The organism is Actinomadura sp. 9N407, assembly GCF_044326315.1.
Taxonomy (GTDB): Bacteria; Actinomycetota; Actinomycetes; order Streptosporangiales; family Streptosporangiaceae; genus Spirillospora.
Map to the genome: position 1 here is coordinate 69,465 of NZ_JBIRAW010000007.1, position 16,273 is coordinate 85,737.

General features: G+C 71.2%; 15 protein-coding genes and 1 tRNA gene. 10 read left to right on the forward strand and 6 right to left on the reverse strand.

The genetic code is table 11. The annotated features are described in order from the left end of the window. Positions 1–19: 19 nt before the first annotated feature. The 6 genes from ACH34Q_RS13120 to ACH34Q_RS13145 all read left to right on the forward strand — a co-directional run bounded on the left by ACH34Q_RS13120 (position 20) and on the right by ACH34Q_RS13145 (position 4,681). Complete coding sequence (locus tag ACH34Q_RS13120; RefSeq protein ID WP_395983364.1) at positions 20–1,777, forward strand: DEAD/DEAH box helicase; 1,758 nt, start codon at positions 20–22, stop codon at positions 1,775–1,777. An 18-nt stretch (positions 1,778–1,795) separates the two neighbouring features. Continuing rightward, on the forward strand, positions 1,796–2,452 hold the full coding sequence (locus tag ACH34Q_RS13125; protein ID WP_395983365.1) for a GNAT family N-acetyltransferase: 657 nt from the start codon (positions 1,796–1,798) through the stop codon (positions 2,450–2,452). A gap of 205 nt (positions 2,453–2,657) precedes the next feature. Beyond that, on the forward strand, positions 2,658–3,194 hold the full coding sequence (locus ACH34Q_RS13130) for a hypothetical protein (RefSeq protein WP_395983138.1): 537 nt from the start codon (positions 2,658–2,660) through the stop codon (positions 3,192–3,194). A gap of 47 nt (positions 3,195–3,241) precedes the next feature. Beyond that, positions 3,242–3,315: transfer RNA gene (locus tag ACH34Q_RS13135), tRNA-Ala, on the forward strand. A gap of 524 nt (positions 3,316–3,839) precedes the next feature. Continuing rightward, the gene (locus ACH34Q_RS13140; RefSeq protein WP_395983139.1) at positions 3,840–4,370 is read left to right on the forward strand and encodes a hypothetical protein; all 531 of its coding nucleotides are present in this window, start codon (positions 3,840–3,842) and stop codon (positions 4,368–4,370) included. 104 nt (positions 4,371–4,474) lie between these two features. Then, the gene (locus tag ACH34Q_RS13145) at positions 4,475–4,681 is read left to right on the forward strand and encodes a hypothetical protein (protein WP_395983140.1); all 207 of its coding nucleotides are present in this window, start codon (positions 4,475–4,477) and stop codon (positions 4,679–4,681) included. A 70-nt stretch (positions 4,682–4,751) separates the two neighbouring features. Here ACH34Q_RS13145 and ACH34Q_RS13150 read toward each other — a convergent pair whose 3' ends face one another. After that, on the reverse strand, positions 4,752–5,981 hold the full coding sequence (locus tag ACH34Q_RS13150; RefSeq protein ID WP_395983141.1) for a HEAT repeat domain-containing protein: 1,230 nt from the start codon (positions 5,979–5,981) through the stop codon (positions 4,752–4,754). Between the two features lie 344 nt (positions 5,982–6,325). On the opposite strand from ACH34Q_RS13150, the gene ACH34Q_RS13155 reads away from it, so the two are divergent. Together ACH34Q_RS13155 and ACH34Q_RS13160 are read left to right on the forward strand one after the other, a co-directional pair. After that, complete coding sequence (locus ACH34Q_RS13155; RefSeq protein ID WP_395983142.1) at positions 6,326–6,670, forward strand: hypothetical protein; 345 nt, start codon at positions 6,326–6,328, stop codon at positions 6,668–6,670. Next, a complete protein-coding gene (locus ACH34Q_RS13160; protein ID WP_395983143.1) occupies positions 6,670–7,167 on the forward strand; it encodes a nitroreductase family deazaflavin-dependent oxidoreductase in 498 nt (165 codons plus the stop codon). The genes ACH34Q_RS13155 and ACH34Q_RS13160 overlap by 1 nt, the downstream gene beginning before the upstream one ends. A gap of 184 nt (positions 7,168–7,351) precedes the next feature. Here the strand turns inward: ACH34Q_RS13160 and ACH34Q_RS13165 are convergent, their stop codons facing one another. Further along, positions 7,352–7,801, reverse strand: coding sequence for a hypothetical protein (locus ACH34Q_RS13165; protein ID WP_395983144.1), 450 nt, complete (start codon positions 7,799–7,801; stop codon positions 7,352–7,354). A 164-nt stretch (positions 7,802–7,965) separates the two neighbouring features. Here ACH34Q_RS13165 and ACH34Q_RS13170 point away from each other — a divergent pair, with 164 nt between their 5' ends. After that, positions 7,966–8,238, forward strand: a complete 273-nt coding sequence (locus tag ACH34Q_RS13170; protein WP_395983145.1) for a WGxxGxxG family protein — start codon at positions 7,966–7,968, stop codon at positions 8,236–8,238. Between the two features lie 47 nt (positions 8,239–8,285). Here ACH34Q_RS13170 and ACH34Q_RS13175 read toward each other — a convergent pair whose 3' ends face one another. Next, a complete protein-coding gene (locus tag ACH34Q_RS13175; RefSeq protein ID WP_395983146.1) occupies positions 8,286–9,152 on the reverse strand; it encodes a hypothetical protein in 867 nt (288 codons plus the stop codon). A gap of 69 nt (positions 9,153–9,221) precedes the next feature. Between ACH34Q_RS13175 and ACH34Q_RS13180 the strand changes: the two genes are divergently transcribed. Continuing rightward, positions 9,222–10,613, forward strand: a complete 1,392-nt coding sequence (locus tag ACH34Q_RS13180) for a sensor histidine kinase (protein ID WP_395983147.1) — start codon at positions 9,222–9,224, stop codon at positions 10,611–10,613. A gap of 279 nt (positions 10,614–10,892) precedes the next feature. Here the strand turns inward: ACH34Q_RS13180 and ACH34Q_RS13185 are convergent, their stop codons facing one another. The 3 genes from ACH34Q_RS13185 to ACH34Q_RS13195 form a co-directional block, all read right to left on the reverse strand. Beyond that, a complete protein-coding gene (locus ACH34Q_RS13185; RefSeq protein WP_395983148.1) occupies positions 10,893–12,617 on the reverse strand; it encodes a toprim domain-containing protein in 1,725 nt (574 codons plus the stop codon). 124 nt (positions 12,618–12,741) lie between these two features. Then, the gene (locus ACH34Q_RS13190) at positions 12,742–15,537 is read right to left on the reverse strand and encodes an AAA family ATPase (protein ID WP_395983149.1); all 2,796 of its coding nucleotides are present in this window, start codon (positions 15,535–15,537) and stop codon (positions 12,742–12,744) included. 94 nt (positions 15,538–15,631) lie between these two features. Beyond that, entirely contained in the window at positions 15,632–16,171 is a 540-nt protein-coding gene (locus tag ACH34Q_RS13195) for an RDD family protein (RefSeq protein ID WP_395983150.1), read from the reverse strand. Between the last annotated feature and the right edge of the window lie 102 nt (positions 16,172–16,273).

Genomic DNA, 16,273 nt, shown 5'->3' on the forward strand with positions numbered 1-16,273 from the left:
CACTTTCGCCGCATCGGACATGCCCCCCGCGTTCCCCGAACGGGCCGCCTGGGGGACGGCCCAGTCCCTGCGCGCCTGGCAGCAGCAGGCGCTCGAGGCCTATTTCGGCACTGACGGCAGCCTGCCGGGGCCGCGCGACTTCCTCACCGTCGCGACGCCCGGGGCGGGCAAGACCACGTTCGCGCTGCGTCTGGCCAGGGAGCTACTCGACCGCCGGATCATCGCCTCCATCACCGTGATCTGCCCCACCGAGCACCTCAAGCGGCAGTGGGCGGAGTCGGCGTCGCGGGTCGGCATCAAGATCGACCCCGAGTACCAGAACGGCCAGGGCCCGGTCGGCAAGGAGTTCCACGGCATCGCGATCACCTACGCGACCGTCGCCGCGCGGCCGGCCCTGCACCGCAACCGCACCGAGGACCGCAAGACCCTGGTGATCTTCGACGAGGTGCACCACGCCGGTGACGGACTGTCCTGGGGCGACGCCGTGCGCGAGGCGTTCGAGCCCGCGGCCCGCCGGCTGTCACTGTCGGGCACCCCGTTCCGTACCGACATCAACCCGATCCCCTTCGTCCAGTACGAGGAGGGCCCCGACGGCATCCGGCGCAGCCGTGCCGACTACACCTACGGCTACGGGCCCGCCCTGGCCGACGGGGTCGTCCGGCCGGTCATCTTCCTCGCGTACGCGGGCGAGATGCGCTGGCGCACCCGGGCCGGCGACGAGATCACCGCGACCCTCGGCGAGCCGCTCACGCAGGACCAGACGTCCCAGGCCTGGCGGGCGGCGCTCGACCCCAAGGGCGACTGGATCAGGCAGGTCCTCGCCGCCGCCGACCGCCGGCTGAGCGAGCTACGCCGGGTGATCCCCGACGCCGGCGGCCTGGTGATCGCCACCGACCACGAGACGGCCCGCGCGTACGCCAAGATGCTGCGCGCCGTGACCGGCCAGGGCGCCACCATCGTGCTGTCGGACGACCCGGGCGCGTCCAAGAAGATCAAGCAGTTCGGCGAGACCGAGGACCGCTGGATGGTCGCGGTCCGGATGGTCTCCGAGGGCGTCGACATCCCCCGGCTGGCCGTCGGCGTGTACGCCACGTCCACCAGCACGCCGCTGTTCTTCGCCCAGGCCGTCGGCCGCTTCGTCCGGGCCCGCAGGCGCGGCGAGACCGCCTCGGTCTTCCTGCCTTCCGTGCCCACCCTCATGAGCCACGCCGCCGAGATGGAGACCGAGCGCGACCACGTCCTCGACCGCCCGGTCCGCGAGGACGGCCTGGACGACGACCTGCTCGCCGAGGCCAACCGGCAGCGCGACAGTCCCGACGTGGGCGAGGAGCTTCCGTTCGAGACCGTCGAGGCGTCGGCCACGTTCGACCGCGTCCTGTACGACGGCGGCGAGTTCGGCATGCAGGCCGCGACCGGCTCGGCCGAGGAGGAGGAGTACCTCGGCATTCCCGGCCTGCTCGAACCCGACCAGGTCAGCGCCCTGCTCCGCAAGCGCCAGGCCGAGCAGGTCAAGAACGAGCAGGTCAAGAACGAGCGCAGGCGCAAGACCGGCGATCCCCGTTCCGACCGTACGGCCGCCGAGGACGTGCACGCCCTGCGCAAGGAGCTCAACGGACTGGTCGGCGCCTGGAACCACCGCACCGGCCAGCCGCACGGCGTGATCCATGCCGAGCTGCGCCGTACCTGCGGCGGCCCGCCGATCGCCCAGGCGTCCTCCGACGACATCCGCAAGCGGATCGGCAAGATCCGGGAGTGGGCCGCGCGCCGCCGTTCCTGACGATTGTCGGCGACAATGATGGCGTCCGGACTCCCACCAGGGAATCATGGAGCCGTGGAACGATTGCGGGGTTGGCCGGTCACCTTGACCGAGGGGCCGGTCGGGCTGCGCCCGCTCCGGCATCGTGACGCTGCGACCTGGCGCGACCTGCGCGTGCGCAATGCCGACTGGCTGCGTCCCTGGGAGCCCACCAACCCCGAGACGCCCCTGTTCCGTACCGGGCTCGGCCCGTACCTCAGCATGGTCCACACCATGCGCCGCGAGGCCCGGCAGGGCCTCGCGCTGCCCTGGGTCGTCACGTACGAGGACGGATTCGCGGGCCAGTTGACCATCGGCGCCATTGTGTGGGGTTCGTCTCGTTCCGCCCAGATCGGCTACTGGGTCGACCGCCAGGTCGCCGGCCGCGGCGTGATCCCCACCGCGGTCGCCCTCGCCGTGGACCACTGTTTCTTCACCGTGGGCCTGCACCGCGTCGAGGCGAATATCCGCCCGGAGAACACCGCCAGCCGCCGGGTCGTCGAAAAACTCGGATTCCGGGAAGAGGGAATTCGCCGCCGCCATCTGCACATCGACGGGGCCTGGCGCGATCACATCTGCTACGCCCTGACGGTCGAGGACGTACCCCATGGCCTGCGCTCCCGCTGGCCCGCCGACCGCCGGCAGGCATTTCCCTGAGCCCGCGCTGACTTTCTCCGGTAAGAATCCTGCGAGTGAGAAGGCCCGGCAAACAGAGAGTAACGCTGGTCTCGATCTCGCGACACACCGTCCCTTATGCTCGTCAACCTCTGACACCTGCTCGTACCGTGCGGGGCGTGACCCTGCTCCCATTGCACGTGCGCGCGCCGAAAGTCGGCCCGCCCTTGGCCCCGGCGGTGGGCCCGTGAGCAGTGCTGTCCTTTACCTGGCCATCGTCGCGGTCTGGGCCGTCGTCCTCGTTCCCATGTGGCTGCGCCGCGACGGCGAGTCCAACATCTCCCGCCTGCTGCACAAGCGCGAGGACCTCGACGAAGAGACCACCGAAGACCCCGAGCCCCTGGAGACGCCGGAAGTCCTGGAAACCCCGGAAACACGTCCGCAGCGCCGTTCCGGCCGCGCCGCCGTCATCGCCCGGCGCCGCCGCCGCACCTCGGGCCTGTCCCTGCTGCTGGCCACCACCCTGGGCCTGATCGCTGGCGGCGTCGCCCCGTGGTGGATCACCCTGCCCCCGATCCTCCTGCTGGCGGGCCACCTCGCCCTCCTCCGGGTGGCCGTCGGCGTCGACATCGCCCGCCGCCAGGACCATGCCGCCCGAGCCGCCGCCCGCCGCGCCCGCCCCGTCCCGGAGGAGCCCAAGGCCGAGATCATCGAACTGGTCACCCCCGCCGACGAGGAGGTCTTCGACCAGTACGCCGACGACCGCAGGGCCGTCGGCGAATAACCGGTGCGCGAGCACCCCCGGGAGTTTGCTAACCTAACGGAGTCCTTGGGGCTGTGGCGCAGACCGGTAGCGCACCTCGTTCGCATCGAGGGGGTCAGGGGTTCAAATCCCCTCAGCTCCACCCAGGTCAAGGCCGGTTCCCTGTATGGGAACCGGCCTTTTCGGTGCAGTGAAGTACAGCTACGACCCAAACTCGTGAGCGCTTTCCTGTTCGCGTCCAACGAGACCTTGTTACTCAGTTTCTCCGAGTGGCCAGCCGTGCGAAGGCCAGCAGGCCGCCGCGGCGTCGGCGTGAGCCTCGCCGCCGGACCACCACCACCGTTACCGAAGGCGTACCGGCGTCGCAGCGGTCACCGTGCAGGCCGTTGACCCGTTCGATGGATCGGCGAGCGCGCTGCGGATGGATGGATGACACACCAGCACCGCACCACGATCAACCTCGGCCCCCACCAGCCCAGGCCCAGCCATCTCCGCATACTCAGCAGACCAGGAATCACCATCGACTCGAACACCCGCAGAGACCGCCCACGATGCGGTCTTTGGGTGACGGCCGAACTGGCTGCAACGCCTCAGACCAGTACTTGCCTGTACTGACACACTGACGCCGTGGGACGCGCACTAGGCCAAAGAAGCAGAACGATCAACGTGTTCATGGTGCCCGCCGATGTCCAGAGCTTCAGCGCCATGCTGGCGCCACGCATCCGAGGGATCGCCGCCTGGACGGACTACGACGGGGGCACCGCCGGCGACGACCTGGCTCAGATACTCGCGGAAGAAGGCGTGCAAGCCTTCCTGCGCTTGCTTGACCGATCCGGCAGGCCGGAAGGACCCCTCATGCAGTTCTTGAACGGACGTATCAACCGGATCGATGGCTGGGACAACCGCGCAGACGGCCGCAAGATCCCCGTAGTCGACCGGGAGACTCTCGAAATCGGACGACTCGCACACACATGGCTCCCGGCCGATCACTCGCCAGAGGTGCAGAACCGCTTCTCTGCCCTGGCCACAACGGCGCATCGCTGCATCCACCAGGTCACACACCCGCACGTTGCCCACCCAGATGGCTCTCCATGGCGCGCGGCCAGGATCGGGACCCACGCCAAACGCTGGCTCAACCAGGACCCGAGCCGAGGCATCCGGGACCTCACTCGCTACCTGCGGCTCACAATGCCTTGACCAGGCCAAATCGGGGGCCGGGCGAGGCCTCCGATGGCTGTAGGACGCCAAGCGGTTGGCGTCCCCGCAGCAAGGAAGTGACACTACAGTGCGCATTCTTGTTCATGGCTGAACTGTTCGACGTGTTTGGCCACGCCCAGGGGGCACAGTGGGCTCGCCAGAGCAAGGACGCTACCTACCTGGACGAGGACTATGTGCACAGGATCAGGAAATCCGCCAAGCAGGCCACCAGGAAAGAACGGAACCGCATCAAAGACGAACTCCCCGAGATGGAAAGACGGCTCGCCATGCGAATCGCAGAAAAAAGCTGACTTGCCTTAAAGGTCGCGGGTTGGTGTTGGGTGTTCGGTCGAGAGGGCCGTGAGCGTGCTCGCGCGCGTCTTAGTCAAGCCCCACGTACGCACGGCACTCCGCCCGTTGGGACGGTAGGCCCCAGGCGCTGAGCATCAGCATGAAGTTGCCCCAGCACCAGGTATCGGCCCCCATCTCGGCCAGCGTCCGCATGGCACGCTGCTGCGGTTCGGTCAGATCCTCATACGGTGACAGTGGCGCGCTCATCGGCTGTCCGAAGACGTGCTGCAGCACAGCCTCGACCGTGGGGAAGGCAGCGGGCCCGGAGCTGAGCGCCAGCCCTTTGAGCATCGCGCCGAGAAGTCTCGGATGTGCCCGCTCCTCGATCGCCGCCAGCGTGATCGTCGCGTATCCGCGCACATTGCCGTTCAGATGGTGGATCCCGAGTGCGGAGCCTTCCGGAGGTTGCGCAGCGGCCGCCTCCAGCACCTGGAGAACCTCCGGGTCGGTGACCTCCAGCCGGGCCAGTGCGATCGCGGCGGCGCAGCGGAGTAGCGCGTCCTCTGCGGTCAGGAAGGCGCGGAGTTGCGGTGCGAAGTCATGGCCGGCCAGCAGGCCCACCGAGACGATCGCGTTGGCCGCCACGTCGGGGACGACTTCGGGCATCAGCAGCCGCCGCAGCGCGGGCAGCGTCCCGGCCGCTTCTTCCGGGAACCAGCCCAGCGTGTACGCCGCGACGGCCTGGATCTGTGGGGCGGGGTCGCCGAGCAGGTCGCGCAGCGCGGGAACGGTGGCGCGGACGGCGTCGTACGCGCCGAGCTCGGCATCGGCATGCCGCAGGGACCAGCCGAGGTCGTAGACCGCGAGGTGCATCTCGCGGACGCTGCGCTCGCCCTCGGTGACGGCCTCCGCGACCCACTGCTTCATCCGGCGCAGCCCCTCGTCGGGATCGGCGGTACGCATCCGTTCGATGTCCGCGCGCCATTCGGCGATGTCGACCCCGCTCGGCAGGTACGACTCGTCGTAGCCGATCGCGATCGCGCAGAGGAGGCGCACGATGTCGACACGGTCCTGGACCCTGGGGCCCTCGGCCAGCGCGGCCAGGAACGGCACGGCGTGCGCGGTCGCCTCGTACCGGCTGCCCTGGTGGAAGATGTTGGCGCAAAGCTCGTCCATGGCCTTGTCACGCTCGCTCGCCGACTCTGAGGCAAGCGCCCGGAGCAGATGGGGCACGTCCTCGGCCGGACCGTAAGCGTGTTGCAGGTTCGCCCAGTCAACGTCGTCCAGCCCGGCGAGCGGGTCGCCTTCCCTGTCGTTCATGGCGCGTGATTGTGCCAGCCGATACCGACGCCTAATGGCAATCCGGGCCGTTCTTGAGAGGGGATCTCGTCGTTTTGCGGGTGTTGAGGATCTGCAGGTCAGCGATGCAGATCATGATCGCGGTAAGGACGGCCTCGCGAACGCGGCGGCGGCCGATCGACACGTGCCGTGGGCGTCCCTTTGCGGGGTGAGCGAGGACGGGACCGCTCATCCGACATGCCGGCGGGCAGCGGCTGCCTCATGGCCTCGCGATAGCCGGTATCCCGGTGGTAACCGCGGCCTGCGATAGCGTCCGCGGACCGGCGGGGGTGTACAGGTCCCGCTCCTGGTGAGAGGGGTTCGTCATGAACATCGCGGTCTTCGGACCAGGCGGTCATATTACGGACGAGCTCAGCATCGTGCAGGGGGCCACCGGGCGGGACGCCGCTATCAGCGCTGCCGTGGACCTGTCGGTACCGCCGTACGAAATCTTCACCGCCTCGTCCCGCACCCTGGCATCCGGGCTTGCCAAGGCGGGCGTGCGCCGCGGGGCGGTTCGCCTCGTGTCGGTCCCGCCCGGGCCGTCCGGCGCTGCGCTGATGGCTGAGCACGGCGGCCCGGCGAGCGGGATCTCCTACGCGGACTCCGTGATCCCGCTGCTCGACACGCCCCGCCGCCAGCGCGCCGCCGTCAGCGTTCGGGAAGCGTGATGGCCGAGGTCCACGACAGCCCGAACGCCTGGGTCGCCGAGCACATCCGCCGTTTCGAGGAGACCGGTGGTCGACCGCGGCCGGGCGTGAACGACCTGCTGCTGACGACCCGGGGCCGAAAGAGCGGCGAACTGCGCCGCACCGCACTCGTCTACCAACGCCACGCCGACCGTTACGTCCTGGCGGCCTCCAACCGGGGCGCCGACCGCCACCCGGCCTGGTATCTCAACCTGCTCGCCGACCCGGATGTCACCGTGCAGGTCGGTACTCAGAGCTTCGCCGCACGCGCCCGTCCCGCCACTGCGGCAGAGCGGCCACACCTGTGGCACCTGATGGTGTCGGCCATGCCGGAGTACGCGACCTACCAGGAGGGGACCACCCGGGAGATTCCCGTGGTTCTTTTGGAACGGGTCAAGGGCCCGGCCAACACTTCGGCGGCGAACACCAAGTTCACCACCAGGACGGATACGGTCCCTCAAAGCGAGCCGCATTCATGACACTGCCCAGGGATCACCACGCGCCCCATGCTTGGACCCCGGCGGGCAGACCCCCGGCGGCTCGGACCAGGCGGAGAAACGCGTCATTGCTCACCCGGCCACGCGCGACATGGTCATCCCAGCGATATCTACGATCGCCGGAGCGGATCGTTCACACCAGGACGCCGATGTCCGGCCGCTCCGGTCAGCCTGCTCTCGGATCGGCGCCGGCCCTCCTGTAGAAGGCGTTCGTGGTGGGAAGCGCCAGCAACAGGGCCGCCTGTGCGGCCATGACCACCGCGATTATGAGGATGATGGTCTCCCATTGAAGGAACCCCTGCGTGGTCGCTTCGAATGCGATCTGTAGTGGCCCCAGAGACAGCGGTACGGCGGAGATCCACAGGCCGATCCGGCCCTCCCGACCGCCGTGCAACGCCCGCGAAGTCGCCCAGACCAACAGGACCAGGGCCGCCAGCAGCAGGAAGAAGTACGGCGCCACCTCCGCTGACGTCTCCATGTACGGGTTGCCCGGCACGTGCCCTGGTGGGTACGCCCGCAGCCGGTCGACCAGGGCGTAGTACGTGAAGGTGAGCACCATCATGCCGGTCACGACGCAGACTCCGCCCAGCAGCACGACCGCGACGGCGACGGTCATGCCGGGTATCTCTCGTGTACCGGGTACGGGTGGGTTTGGTCATCGGAGAGTAATGGCCGTTATCGGGGGCGACTTCTGGGAACGGGTCGTAGTTGTACTGGAACGATCGCAACTCGTCTCGAGTAATCCGGATGGAGGACTCGAAGATATGGGGGGAGAGAGATATGCGTAAGTTCCTGGTCGCGAGTGGGATAGGGCTGTTCGTCCTGTTCGGTCCGGCGGCGGCCGCGATGGCGCAGCCGGCGCAGCCGCAGGCGGGGGTCGTCGCGGTCGAGCAGCAGAAGAAGCAGCCGAACGACACGCAGGACGAGGGCGGCGGCAACGGCGGCCTCTGGGGTCTCGCGGGTCTGCTGGGCCTGCTGGGGCTTGCGGGCATGAAGCGCCCCAAGCACTCCGACACCGGTGTCAGCGAGCGCCCGACCGTTCATGGGCGGTGACGTTCCGGCGGCTGCGTCCCGTCATTGAACGGGACGCGGCCGCAGCGTCACGCCCGGCCGTTGCGGCGGAGCACGGCGATGGCGTGGACGGTCGCGTGGCCGCGCCAGTCGAGCGCGCCTGCGGGGGAGATCTTCGCGTAGTCGACCGTCCAGCCGCCGTCGTCCCGCTGGAGTGCGGCGAGCCGGTCCAGGTCGGCGGAGATCACGGTCGGGGCGAACAGTTCGCGGGCCGGTCGGTCCGGGAACGGGGCCAGGTCGAGCGGGCGTAGCTTCTCGTCGGCCGTGCCGCCTTCGACCGGGATCAGTCCGTCGGCCGGGATGTGCTCGGCCAGCCGCCGCAGAAGGGCGGGGGCCTCGGGACGGGTGTCGTACACGGCGTCGAGGAAGCGGACGGCGAAGGCGAGGACGTACGCGTGCGGCTTGCCGTCGAGGGCCTCGACGGCGTCGATGCAGTAGCGCGTGGCCCGTTCGAGCCAGGGGTGGCCGGCGATGTCCGGTACCTGGTGCGCGGAGGCCGCTGAGATGGCGGTGATCTGCAGGGACGAGGATTCCTGGTCGGCGCCCGTCCACCATGGGGCCGATCCGGCGGTGGTGGTCAGGGGCAGCGCGAACGGCAGGCCGCCGTCCGGCAGGGTGATCGAGTCCAGCCAGTCGCAGAGTTCGGTGGCCTGGGGTGCCGGGGCCTCCTCGAACACTTCGAAGGCGTGCAGGGCGGCGCCGGGCTGGCTTTCGGGCGCGCGCAGGTCGGGCTCCAGGCCCCAGCCGTAGCCGCCGTCGGGATTGCGATAGGCGTCCAGGGCGTCCAGGACGGCGGCGGTGCCGGGCTCGCCCGTCAGCAACTGGAAGCGGCGCCGGTCGAGGACGCGTGCGTGCGTGGCCATGAAGTCGGCGGCCGCGGAAAGGTCGATGCTCATGCCTCCATGGTGGTACCGGCGTCGGCCCAGCGTCTTGTACGTTCCGGCCGTGTCGTGCCGGGCGGTGCCATGTCGGCTGTGACGTGCCGGTTCGTGCGGCGGCTGATGCCGCGTTCGCTGCGGGCCCGGCTGACCGCGTGCGCGACGCTGATCGCGGCGGTGGTCTTCTCGACGGCCTCGGTGGTGCTGCTGTCCACGGTGCCGGGGAACCTGCGGGAGGCCTCGCAGACGCGGGCGGAGCTGGTGGCGCGCCGGGTGGCCAGCCAGGTGCGGACGGGGCGGCTGCCGCGGACGGTGCAGATCACCTCGGTCGCCCCGAGGCGGGCCTTCGTGGTGCAGGTCATCGGGCCGAACGGGCGGGCCGTGGGCGGTACGGAGGGGATGGTCCGCAGGGGGAGGATCGCCAGGTTCGAGCCGGACGGGTACGAGCGGACCGTCACGCGGGAGATCGAGGTGCGGATGCCAGGGCACGGCGCCGACGGCTACCTGGCGGTGGCGCTGTGGGTCCGGGCGCCGGACGGCCCCAGGCTGGTCTACACGGCGGTCAACCTCGCCGATGTCAACCGCGCCCTGACATGGATCTACCTGCTGGTCTACGTCGGTACTCCGGTCCTGGTGCTGACGGTCGCGCTGGTCGCGTGGTTCGCCGTCGGGCTGACGCTGCGGCCGGTACGGCGGATCCGGCGGGAGCTGGAGGAGATCAGCGGCCAGAACCTGAGCCGCCGCGTCCCGGTCCCCGACTCCGGCGACGAGATCGCCAAGCTGGCGGCGACGACGAACGCCACGCTGGAGCGGCTGGAGCGGTCGGCCGAGGCGCAACGCCGGTTCGTCTCGGACGCCTCGCACGAGCTGCGCAGCCCCATCACGGCGCTGCACACGCAGCTGGAGGTGGACGGGGCGTACCCGGAGGAGACCGACTGGCCGGGCGCGAACCGGCGGGCTCTGAAGGCGATCGCGCGGCTGGCCGCGATCGTGGACGAGTTGCTGGTGCTGGCCAGGCTGGACGCCGGTGCGAATCCCGATCGCCGGGTCGTGGACGTGAGCGGGCTGGCGGCCGAGCAGATCGAACGCCGGACGAACGGGCGCGTCCCCGTACACGGTGATCTGGCCTCGGACGCGCCGGTGCTGGGCTCGCCGATCCAGCTCGAACGGGTGCTCACCAACCTGCTCGACAACGCCGTACGGCATGCCGCCGAACGGGTGGACCTCCAGGTCGAGGCGGACGGGACCGAGGTGGTCGTGACCGTCACCGACGACGGGGACGGGATCCCCGAGCAGGATCGGGAGCGGGTGTTCGAGCGCTTCACCCGGCTGGCCGAGGGGCGCCGGCTGGACCGGGGCGGCAGCGGCCTCGGGCTGCCGCTGGCGCGGGAGATCGCGGCGGCGCACGGCGGGTCCCTGGAGATCGCCGATCACGCGCCGGGCGCCCGCTTCGTGCTGCGGCTGCCCCAAGTGTCCTAGTGGCCGGCCGTCCCAGGCGGTCGGGGGGAGGTCACGGCGACCGGTGCGCGCCATCAACCGGCCGCCGTGACCCCGTCCCCCCGCCCTGCGCGCGGACGTGATCGCCGGCTCCCTGAGCGGCGGCCGAACCGGTGCCGCCGCTCGCCCCCCACGGGGGAGCCGATGCGAGCTTCTCTCCTTGCAGGGCGCGATGAAGCTATTGCGTACCGGCGCGTAGGTTCACGCCGTCGGCGGCCGCGTCGACGAGCGGCGGAACGGGCGCGATGGGTGGTCGGTCCGCTACTGAGAGTTACAGATCATGGCGACCAGTTCGTCGGTGATGAGGCTGTACGGCACGTTCGTCCGGGTCGCGACGCGGGCGACCTGGCGGGCCGCCCCGGACGGATGGCCCCCGGCGATCACGGCAGCGGCGGCCCGGATCGCGCCCAGCCGCTCCTCGGGGGTCGCGAGCGAGCCGCCGTGGCGCTCGATCGCGCCGTCGACGATCACGTCCATCAGCGGGACGCGCGAGCGCAGGGCGGCGCGCACGGCCGCGCGTCCGCCGTCCTGCAGGAGGCGGGCCGGGTCGCGGTCGGGTGGGAGCCGTACGGCCTCCACGGGGCCGCTCACGGCGGCGAGCGTCTCCCCGAGGCGCGGTGTCTCCCCGAGGCGCGGTGTCTCCCCAGGGCGCAGTGTCTTCCAAAGGCGCAGTGTCGCGGTCCGGCCGGCGTGGTCGCCGTCGAGGGCGATGACGAGCCCGGTCCGGCCGAGGTCGGCGACCCTGCCGAGCGCGGCGAGCCGGGCCGCCGACATGGACAGGCCGCAGGTGGCCACGGCGGCGTGCGCGGGCGAGGACAGGCCGACGGCGATCGCGTCCAGGGGACCCTCCACGACGACCGGCCGCGCCGTACCGGCCGCGAGTCGTTCCCTGGCCTCGTACAGGCCGTACAGCAGCTCGCCCTTATGGAAGGCGTCGGTGCCGGGCCCGTTCAGGTACTTCGGGCCGTCCGCGCCATCGGCCCGGCGGCCGATGAACCCGGCGATCGTTCCGTCGCCGGTACGGATCGCGAACATCGCGCGGTCGCGGAAGATGTCGTAGACCGCACCCGAACGGCCGCGCCGTGCCAGCCCGGCGCCGATGAGTGCCTCGTCGTCGTGGCCGCGGGCCCGCAGATGCTCGGTGAGCGCCCGCGGGCCGGGCGGGGCGTACCCGATCCGCCACCGCCGCTGTACGGACGGTGGGAAGCCGCGTCCGGCCAGATAGGCGGGCACCCAGCCGTCCTCCAGCCGGGCCTGGAAGAAGCGCTGCGCCGTTTCCATCAGGTTGTGTACGGGGAGGTCGTGTACGGGCGGGTACGCCGCGCAGATCCGGCGGGCGAGCCGGACGATCCGGTCGCCGACCCCGGCGGCGGCGTACGGTCCGGCGGCGGGTGGAAAGGCCAGGTGGCCGGTCTCCAGGCCGAAGCCCGCCAGTACGAGAAACGCGACCGAGTCCGCCTCGACGCGCCGGAGCCCGTGGCAGGCCCCGTCAGGCCGGTCGGTCTGGTCGGACAGGTGGAGCCGGTCACGTGGGCTCAGCGCGTGCGCGAGCCGGTGGGCGAGCAGCGTGGCCGCGCCCAGATCGTCCGGCTCCCGTACGGGCGGGACGCCGTGCCGGGCGGCCAGTGCGGCGAGCCGGGCGCGGGCCTCGGACGGCGGTACGGGCCGCCGGGGTTCGGGCGGGAGGCCCTCGGTCTGGGTGATGTCGAAGACGGCCGTGACCGGGGACAGCAGCCGGATCCCGGTCTCGCCCTTCCTGACCTGGCGACCGGCCGCCCGCCACGCCGCGTACGACCGGACGTCGGTGGCCGCCCGCCACTGCGCCGAGATCAGCAGGGTGTCGGTGAAGCCGTACCGCCGCCCGAACCGGGCCGCGCGCTCCAGCCACCAGCTCCACGGCAGCGTCCCGTCGCGCAGCCGGGCCGCCTGGTGGCCGGCGATGTCGCGCAGTACGGTCGCGAGCCGCTCGTCTCCGGGGGCGGGCATGGCCGTCCTCCTCGCCGTCGGGCGTACGGGCGGGGAAGCGGCGGGCCCGGGACTCGCGACTAGGACATACCCATCTAAAAGCCCCGTGTCACCCGGAAGTGCCGTGTCGCCCAGGCGGCTCGGATCACAGGTAGAGGCCGAGGAGCTCCTCCGGATAGTCCAGCGACGGCGGCAGGTCGTCGGCGGTCAGCGTGATCAGTTCGTCCCTGGTCGGCGGCGCGACCTCCGGCCCCGTGCCGGAGTGCGCGCCGGCCTGCTTGGCGGGGTGCGAGCCGTTCGGCTCCGGGTGCCAGGCGTCCCGGTCCGCCGACGCGATCCGCTGCGCCTGGTTGGCCACCGCGATGTCCAGCAGGTTGCGCATCAGCCGGCCGTTGCCGAACGAGGACCCGCGCGGCGCGCGGCGCAGCGTCGTCCGCAGCAGGCCGGTCGTGCCGTCCGCGAGCCGGAACCCGTCGGCGCCCGCCAGCTGCTCGAACACCATGACCAGCTCGTCGTCGGTGTAGTCGGGGAAGTGCAGCTGCTTGGGGAACCGCGAGTCCAGGCCGGGGTTGGCGGCCAGGAACTCGACCATCTCCCGCTGGTAGCCGGCGACGATCACCACCAGGTCGTCCCGGTGGTCCTCCATCAGCTTGACCAGCTCGGCGATCGCCTCGTGCCCGTAGTCGCTCTTCAGCGGCGACTGGGTGAGGGTGTACGCCTCGTCGATGAACAGCACGCCGCCGATCGCCCGTTCCACCAGTCGGCGCGTCCGGGGCGCGGTCTGCCCGATGTACTCGCCGACCAGATGGGCCCGGGAGGCCTCCACCACGTGCCCGGACGACAGCACGCCGAGCTTCTTGTAGATCCGGCCGAGCAGCCGGGCCACCATGGTCTTGCCCGTACCGGGATTGCCGGTGAAGACCATGTGCCGCGTCGGCGCGCTGATCCGCAGCCCCGTGTCGCTGCGCAGCCGTGCCGCGCGGGTCTCGGCGACCAGCAGCCCGATCTCGTGCTTGACGGTCTCGAGGCCGGTCAGCTCGCGCAGCTCGACCATCGGGTCGCCCGCGCTCTGCGTGGTGTCGAGGGTCGCCGGGATGTCGCGCTTGCCGACCACCAGCTCCGCGCCGGGCTCTCCGGTGTCGGATGGCCCGGTGTTTGACGGCCCGGTGTTTGACGGCGCAGTGCCCCGGGCGCGTACCGACTCCACGACCAGGTCGGCCAGGTACGGCGCGAGCCGGGCGTTGCGGAGCGTCTGGACGGGTGGGGTCGCGGTGAGCAGCAGGCCCGCGGCGGTGAGGGCGTGCCGGGTGCCGCGCGCGCCGCGTGCCTTCAGAGCGCGGCGGAACAGCTCGGCGTGGCCGTCCTCGTCGAACGGGTGCGTGCGGGCGATGAGGAACCGGTGCGTCAGGACCGGGTCGACCTCGCGGATCCGCTCCACGCCGCCCGCGTCGCACAGCGCCACCAGGCTCAGCTCCGCGTGCACCGCCAGCAGCCGGTGCAGCTCGCCCGCGATGGCCTCGCCGTTGCCCGGATCGGTGACGATGCCGTCCAGGCCCTCGATGATCAGCAGCCGCTCGCCGGCGCAGTCGCGCATGTCGGCGTGCAGCTTGGCGACGGCGTCCGAGAGCCGCTGCCCGGCGAACAGGTTGTCGGTCAGCCAGACCGGGTCGCGGCCGAGGTCGAGCACCTTGCTCAGCTCCTGCGCCGCGTCCCGCTTGCCGGTGCCGTCCGGGCCGGCCAGCAGCAGCCGTACGGGCGCGTTGCCCCGGCCGAACGTCGCGAGCGCCCGGGTCACCTCGGGCTGCCCGACGATCGTGCTGGTCACATCGGCCACGGCGGGCTTCGCCGGACGCTTGCCGTCGGCCGTGACCGGCTCGATCCGGAGCTCGTCCACCAGCGGGTTGATCACCCGGCGGCGCGGCGCGTACAGCCGCCGCAGGTCGGTCTGGAACTGGCCGACCGGGATCCACTCGGGCTTGGGGAACCACGGGTCGCCCGGCAGGCCCTGCACGGTCGCGACCCAGCGCATCGCCATGTCCAGCCAGGCGCGGCAGGCGTCGGCCGAGCCGGAGACCATCGCCCGGACGAGCCAGGCGCGGGTCCGCTCCTGCCAGGCGCCCGCCTTGAAGCCGCGCCGCTCCGTCTTGAACCGGCCCTGGAGCTCCAGGTAGCGGTCCTCGCCCAGCGCCACGGCCAGCTCCGCCGGAACGTGCTCAAGGCTGCCCTGGAGCAGCAGCTGGATCAGGTGGGTCTCCACCGTCTCGTCGCGCGGCGCCACGCTCACCAGGTGCTCGTACGCGGCGAGCAGGCCCGCCGAGACCCACTCCAGGTAGCCCACCGGGCCCTGGAGCTCCGGCAGCGCCGACAGGATCTCGTCGTCGGCATGGGCGTGCCAGTGCTCGCGCAGCTCCATCTTGGCCAGGTTGACGTCGCACTGGGGCGGGTCCTCGTACAGCCGCAGCAGCGCCTTGCGCCGCTGGTCGAGGGGCTCGATGCCTTCCAGGACGTCCAGGCAGTCGCGGGCCAGGGAGATCGCCAGCTCCCGGTCGGGGGCCTCGACCAGCCAGTCCACCGGCGGGCGCCACCGCCCGCCCGGCGCGTCCCAGCGGGTCATCCGGGTGCTGAGCGGCCCGGGATTGAGTAGATGCCGGTGCAGCAGCCGCTCCGGCAGCTGCGACCAGGAGCCGGCCTTGATCGCCCCGCCGCCGGGCAGGAACGCCAGGATCCCGAAGATCTCCGCCGTCACCAGCGAGGCCGGCAGCGTCAGCAGCTTGTGCTCGTCGGTGGTCAGTCCGGCGCAGCGCGGATCGGCGGCCAGCGCGTCGATCCGCTCGCTGATCTCCTCGAACAGCCCGTCCGGGACCCGCCAGGGCCCGTACGAGTAGACGTCGAGGACCGGCTCGTCGGTGAGCAGTAGGCCCAGATGCTCCGGCAGCCGCAACGCATTCTCCCCAAGAGTGAACAAACCCGGGGTAACAGCCTATGGTTCCGAACCGCCTGGGTCCTTCACCGGCGCCGGGTGGGCGTACGTGAGCCTAATGTCCGTCGCGGACCACGACGGCCCGGCCGACGACCACCGTTCCGGCGATCCGGTCGTGCCAGCACCGCCGCCGTGGCCGGTCCCAGACCAGCGAGAACGCGTTCAGCAGCCAGAGCGCCTGCCCGAGGACCGGCACCAGGCCCGCCACGGACATTCCCAGCGGGAACTCCAGGGCCCTCCCGACGGCCGTTCTCGTGGAGACCGGCGCCCCGTCGGCTCCGACGACCCGCAGCCCCAGGACCCGCTTGCCGAGCGTCAGCGACCAGCCCGCCAGGCAGAACGCCTCGTACAGGAACCCGGTCACGAGCACGGCCGCCAGCACGATCGCGGCCAGCGCCGCCGGGCCCGGCCCGGTGATCAGGACGATCACGCCCGAGACCCCGGCCGCGGCGGCGAGGACCACCGCCAGATCGACCCCGCGCGCCGCCAGCCGCCGTACGGGAGCCGGGAACCCCGTGTCCACCACGATGATCTCCGGGGTCCGTACCGGCGGCATCGCGTACAGGGCGGGCGAGAAACCCAGCCGATCGTTCATGAGACGCCACCCTCGACACGAAAGCCGCTCACCGTAACGCCCGATCGTATCGACCACCCGGAACAAAGGTGACCGTTTCGGTCAGAACCTGTTGAATCGCCC

Bases quoted from the DNA above. Each gene is read 5' to 3' on its own strand.
- ACH34Q_RS13175 (WP_395983146.1), bottom strand. From the start codon at position 9,152: ATGAGCATCGACCTTTCCGCGGCCGCCGACTTCATGGCCACGCACGCA.
- ACH34Q_RS13165 (WP_395983144.1), bottom strand. From the start codon at position 7,801: ATGACCGTCGCCGTCGCGGTCGTGCTGCTGGGCGGAGTCTGCGTCGTG.
- ACH34Q_RS13155 (WP_395983142.1), top strand. From the start codon at position 6,326: ATGAACATCGCGGTCTTCGGACCAGGCGGTCATATTACGGACGAGCTC.
- ACH34Q_RS13185 (WP_395983148.1), bottom strand. From the start codon at position 12,617: ATGCCCGCCCCCGGAGACGAGCGGCTCGCGACCGTACTGCGCGACATC.
- ACH34Q_RS13170 (WP_395983145.1), top strand. From the start codon at position 7,966: ATGCGTAAGTTCCTGGTCGCGAGTGGGATAGGGCTGTTCGTCCTGTTC.
- ACH34Q_RS13145 (WP_395983140.1), top strand. From the start codon at position 4,475: ATGGCTGAACTGTTCGACGTGTTTGGCCACGCCCAGGGGGCACAGTGG.
- ACH34Q_RS13150 (WP_395983141.1), bottom strand. From the start codon at position 5,981: ATGAACGACAGGGAAGGCGACCCGCTCGCCGGGCTGGACGACGTTGAC.
- ACH34Q_RS13180 (WP_395983147.1), top strand. From the start codon at position 9,222: ATGTCGGCTGTGACGTGCCGGTTCGTGCGGCGGCTGATGCCGCGTTCG.
- ACH34Q_RS13120 (WP_395983364.1), top strand. From the start codon at position 20: ATGCCCCCCGCGTTCCCCGAACGGGCCGCCTGGGGGACGGCCCAGTCC.
- ACH34Q_RS13125 (WP_395983365.1), top strand. From the start codon at position 1,796: ATGGCGTCCGGACTCCCACCAGGGAATCATGGAGCCGTGGAACGATTG.
- ACH34Q_RS13195 (WP_395983150.1), bottom strand. From the start codon at position 16,171: ATGAACGATCGGCTGGGTTTCTCGCCCGCCCTGTACGCGATGCCGCCG.
- ACH34Q_RS13160 (WP_395983143.1), top strand. From the start codon at position 6,670: ATGGCCGAGGTCCACGACAGCCCGAACGCCTGGGTCGCCGAGCACATC.